This is a genomic window from Inquilinus sp., from assembly GCF_057815775.1.
This window is the reverse complement of record NZ_JBYRFX010000512.1, coordinates 1-4,216: the sequence shown is the minus strand read 5'-3', so window position 1 is coordinate 4,216 and position 4,216 is coordinate 1. Positions and strand designations below refer to the sequence as shown.

Annotated in this window: 4 protein-coding genes; all 4 read left to right on the top strand. The window is 69.4% G+C overall.

Annotated elements, in window-relative coordinates; all coding sequences use genetic code 11:
- The first annotated feature begins 63 nt into the window (after window positions 1-63).
- Genes AC3XYG_RS17905 through AC3XYG_RS17890 form a run of 4 tightly spaced genes read left to right on the top strand, consistent with a single transcriptional unit; the run spans window position 64 to window position 3,884 of the window.
- Complete coding sequence (locus AC3XYG_RS17905) at window positions 64-1,041, top strand: ABC transporter permease (protein WP_489141209.1); 978 nt, start codon at window positions 64-66, stop codon at window positions 1,039-1,041.
- Window positions 1,038-1,844 carry an ATP-binding cassette domain-containing protein gene (locus tag AC3XYG_RS17900; RefSeq protein ID WP_489141208.1) on the top strand — a complete coding sequence of 269 codons (807 nt, stop codon included), beginning with the start codon at window positions 1,038-1,040 and terminating at the stop codon, window positions 1,842-1,844. Before AC3XYG_RS17905 ends, AC3XYG_RS17900 begins: the two co-directional genes overlap by 4 nt.
- Window positions 1,845-1,887: 43 nt before the next feature.
- Window positions 1,888-2,910 carry a hypothetical protein gene (locus AC3XYG_RS17895; protein ID WP_489141207.1) on the top strand — a complete coding sequence of 341 codons (1,023 nt, stop codon included), beginning with the start codon at window positions 1,888-1,890 and terminating at the stop codon, window positions 2,908-2,910.
- Between the two features lie 2 nt (window positions 2,911-2,912).
- Window positions 2,913-3,884: a carbohydrate kinase family protein gene (locus tag AC3XYG_RS17890; RefSeq protein WP_489141206.1), complete on the top strand. Its 972-nt coding sequence runs from the start codon at window positions 2,913-2,915 to the stop codon at window positions 3,882-3,884.
- Window positions 3,885-4,216 lie beyond the last annotated feature (332 nt).

Sequence of the window (4,216 nt, the reverse complement as noted above, 5' to 3'; positions counted from 1 at the left end):
GCGCGATCCGGGCGGGCCATCGACGGCCCGCCCATTTCCCTCCCTCCGATCCGAGAGAGAGCGATGGCCCCTCCCCCCTCGTCCTGGATCGGCCGTACGGCGCGGGTGCTAACCACCCCGCCGCTCGGCCCCCTGATCGTGCTGGTCGCCTTCGGCGCCGTGTTCACGGTGATGAGCGACCGCTTCCTGACACCCAGCAACATCTCGCTGATCGTGCAGCAATCGGTGATCATCGGCACGCTGGCGATCGGCCAGACGCTGGTGATCCTGACCGCCGGCATCGACCTGGCCAACGGCGCCATCGCCGTGCTGGGCACCATCGTCGCCGGCAAGCTGGTCGACCAGGGCCACGACGCGCTGCCGGCGCTGGTGCTGGCCGTCGTGCTGTGCAGCATGGTCGGGCTGGTCACCGGCACGCTGGTCAGCCGACTGAAGCTGCCGCCCTTCATTGTCACGCTCGGCCTGCTCGGCATCGTCACGGCCGCCACCCGGCTGTTCTCCGGCGGGGGCGCCTTCCCTGTGATGGACGACCTGCTGGGCTGGACCGGCAACACGCTGCGCCTGGGCAGCGCCGTGGTCACCTACGGCATGGTCATCATGCTCGGGCTCTATGCCATCGTCTGGTACATGCTGGCCCAGACCGCCTGGGGCCAGCACATCTACGCCATCGGCAACAGCCCGGAGGCGGCGCGGCTGGTCGGCATCCCGGTGCGCCGGCGCATCCTGTCGGTCTACCTGTTCGCCGCCTTCCTGTACGGCATCGGCGCCTGGCTGGCGCTGGGACGGATCCCGAACGCCGACCCGAATGCGATGCAGAACGCCAACCTGGACAGCATCACCGCTGTCGTGATCGGCGGCACCAGCCTGTTCGGCGGCCGCGGCAGCCTGATCGGCACGCTGATCGGGGTGCTGATCGTCGGCGTGCTGCGCAACGGCCTGACCCTGATCGGCATCGACCCGCTGTGGCAGGACCTGGTCACCGGCGTCCTGGTCATCACCGCGGTCGCGCTGGACCAGCTGTCGCGATGGAGGCGGGTATGACCGATGTGGTGCTGGAGGCCCGCAACGTGGTCAAGCGCTACGGCCATGTCGTGGCGCTGGGCGGGGTCGATTTCGAGCTGCGGGCCGGCGAGGTGCTGGCGGTCATCGGCGACAACGGCGCCGGCAAGTCGACCCTGATCAAGATCCTGTCCGGCGCCATCACCCCGGATGAGGGCGAGGTGCTGCTGGACGGCGCGCCGGTGCGGTTCCATGGGCCGCTCGACGCCCGCCGGCGCGGCATCGAGACGGTGTACCAGGATCTGGCGGTGGCGCCGGCGCTGGATATCGCCGCCAACCTGTTCCTGGGGCGCGAGCTGCGCCGGGCCGGGCCGCTGGGACAATGGCTGCGGCTGCTGGACAAGCCACGGATGCGGCGCGACGCGCAGCGGCATATGGACGAGCTGCGCTTCCGCCTGCCGTCGATCGGCCATGCGGTCGAGACCCTGTCCGGGGGTCAGCGCCAGGGCGTCGCCGTGGCCCGCGCCGCGGTGTTCGCCCGCAAGCTGGTGATCATGGACGAGCCGACGGCGGCGCTGGGCGTGCGCGAGACCGGCCAGGTGCTGGATTTGATCCGCACCATCCGCGACCGCGGCCTGCCTGTCGTCCTGATCAGCCACAACATGCCGAACGTGTTCGAGGTCGCCGACCGCATCCATGTCATGCGCCTGGGCCGCCGCGTGGCGGTGACCACGCCGCAGCGCCACAACATGGCCGAGGTGGTGGCGATCATGACCGGGGCAATGCCGGGCGACCAACCCGTCCCGGGTCGTGGGTCCGCCCCAAACGGCGAACCCGCCACATGACCTTCCTTTCCTTGTTCCCTGACCGAAAGACGAGAGACCGAGCATGACCCGCCTGGACGAGAAGCTGGCCCGCATCCGCGCCGGCCACTACAAGCGCAGCGACTTCATCATCGCCGACGCCAAAGACGGCGACATGGGGCCGAGCCTGACCTCGACCGGCCCGAAGCGCGCGCCGGACGGCAGCTGGACCCGCTACCGCACCCGCGACGAGTTCCTGGACACCATCCGCCAGGTGGTGGAGCAGGACATCGTCGACATCATGCTGGTCTCGGCCTCGAACCTGGAGCGGCTGGTCGAGAGCGGCACCTTCCGCAACAGCCGCGTCAAGCCGGCGATCCGCGCCAACGACACCACCGATATCTGGGTGGTGCGCGGCTGCGGCTATCCCCAGCAGCCCTCGCGCCCGTTCCGCTCGGCCCTGCTGCCGCGGGTGAAGCATGGCGGTCTCACCCCCGACCCGAAGGCACCGGTGACCGGCACCGATCTCGGCCTCTACTCCGTCACCTTCAACAACAACCTCGATGCCGACATCCGGTCGCTGGAAGCCTTCGCCGAATTCCGGGCCGACTGCGCGGTCAACGGCTTCAAGTATTTCTTCGAGGTGTTCAACCCGAATGTCTCGAGCGGCATCGACCCGGCGCTGCAGCCGCATTACCTCAATGACTGCATCCTGCGCAGCCTGGCCGGGGTGATGAAGGCCGACCGGCCGGAGTTCCTGAAGATCCCCTTCAACGGCCCGAAGGCGCTGGAAGAACTGGCCAGCTTCGATTCCAGCCTGATCGTCGGCGTGCTCGGCGGCGGCGCCGGCACCACCCGCGACTGCTTCGAGCTGCTGCACCAGGCCGAGAAATACGGCGCCCGCGTCGCCCTGTTCGGCCGCAAGATCAACCTGGCGGAATCGCCGCTGGCGATGGTCAGCTTCATGCGCCAGGTGGCCGACGGCACGATCGCGCCGGAAGAGGCGGTGCGCGCCTATCACGGCGAGCTGCAGAAGCAGGGCATCACCCCGCTGCGGCCGCTGGCCGACGATGTGCAGACCACCGAAGCCGTGCTGAAGCAGGGCTGACTATGGAGCGGTCCGGCATCATCTGCGGCGGCACCATCTGCATCGACGTCAACAAAGTGCTCGACCGCTTCCCGCCGCAGGAGCACGTCGCCAAGATCCTGGAGGAGACGCCGGATTCCGGCGGCCCCGGCTTCAACATGGCGGTCGACCTCGCCCGGCTGGGCGCCACCTTCCCGATCGAAGTCGTCGGCGTGATCGGCGACGACCCCTATGGCCAGCTGGCGCTCGATGTCTGCCGCGACCACGGCATCGGCGTCGGCCGGATCGCGGTGCTGCCGGGCGGGCGCACCGCCTACACCGATGTGATGATCGCGGCCGAGGGCGGGCGGCGGACCTTCTTCTACCAGGAGGGGGTCAACGCCCTGCTCTCGCCCGGGCATTTCGACCTGACCGGGTCGACCGCGAAATTCTTCCATGTCGGCTCGCCCGGGATCCATGCCCGGATGGATGAGTCCCGCGGCGGCGGCAACGGCTTCACCGAGGTGCTGGCCCGCGCCCGCGCCTCGGGCCACCGCACCAATCTGGAGCTGGTCAGCGTGGGGGGCGAGCATCTGCGCGACCTGACCGTGCCCTGCCTGCCGCTGCTCGACAGCATCATCATCAACGAGCTGGAGGCGACGGCACTGACCGGCGTCGAGACCCATCGCGACGGCCGGCCGGACTGGGCCCGGGTCGAGGCGGCGGCGGCGGCGCTGATCCGGATGGGCGTGTCCACCCTGGCGGTGGTGCATTTCCCGGACGGCGTGGTCGCCGCCGACAGCCACGGACGGCTATGGCGCCAGGGCGCCGCCTGGGTGCCGGCCGAGGCGATCAAGAGCACCAACGGCGCCGGCGACGCCCTGGCCTCCGGCGTCATGCTCGGGCTGCACGAAGGCTGGCCGGTGGAGAAAGGCCTGCGGCTGGGCGTCTGCGTCGCCGCGCTCAGCCTCGGCTCGTACAGCACGTCACGGGCGATCCCTTCGGCGGAGGAGTGATTCGCCTATGGGGAAAGGGCGGGATTCAAGCCGACGAGCTGACCGGCTGCTTGGCTTCCCCTTTTTGTCATGCCACGGCTTGACCGTGGCATCCAGGGGCGGCCAGAGCTGTCCTTGGTAGCCCCTGGATCCTCGGGTCAAGCCCGAGGATGACAACAGAAAGAGGGGTGGCTCCGCCCCTCCCCTTCAGATCACCCCGGAATCGGGAAACGCCTCGCGACATCGCGCACCGCATTCGCCAGCGCCGGCTCCGGTCGGGCGCCGGTGACGGCGTCGATCACCAGATCGGCCAGCATCCGCATCTGGCCCTCGCGCATGCCACGGGTGGTGAC

Excerpts from the sequence above, each read along its gene's own strand:
- AC3XYG_RS17890 (WP_489141206.1), top strand. The coding sequence starts at position 2,913 with ATGGAGCGGTCCGGCATCATCTGCGGCGGCACCATCTGCATCGACGTC.
- AC3XYG_RS17895 (WP_489141207.1), top strand. The coding sequence starts at position 1,888 with ATGACCCGCCTGGACGAGAAGCTGGCCCGCATCCGCGCCGGCCACTAC.
- AC3XYG_RS17900 (WP_489141208.1), top strand. The coding sequence starts at position 1,038 with ATGACCGATGTGGTGCTGGAGGCCCGCAACGTGGTCAAGCGCTACGGC.
- AC3XYG_RS17905 (WP_489141209.1), top strand. The coding sequence starts at position 64 with ATGGCCCCTCCCCCCTCGTCCTGGATCGGCCGTACGGCGCGGGTGCTA.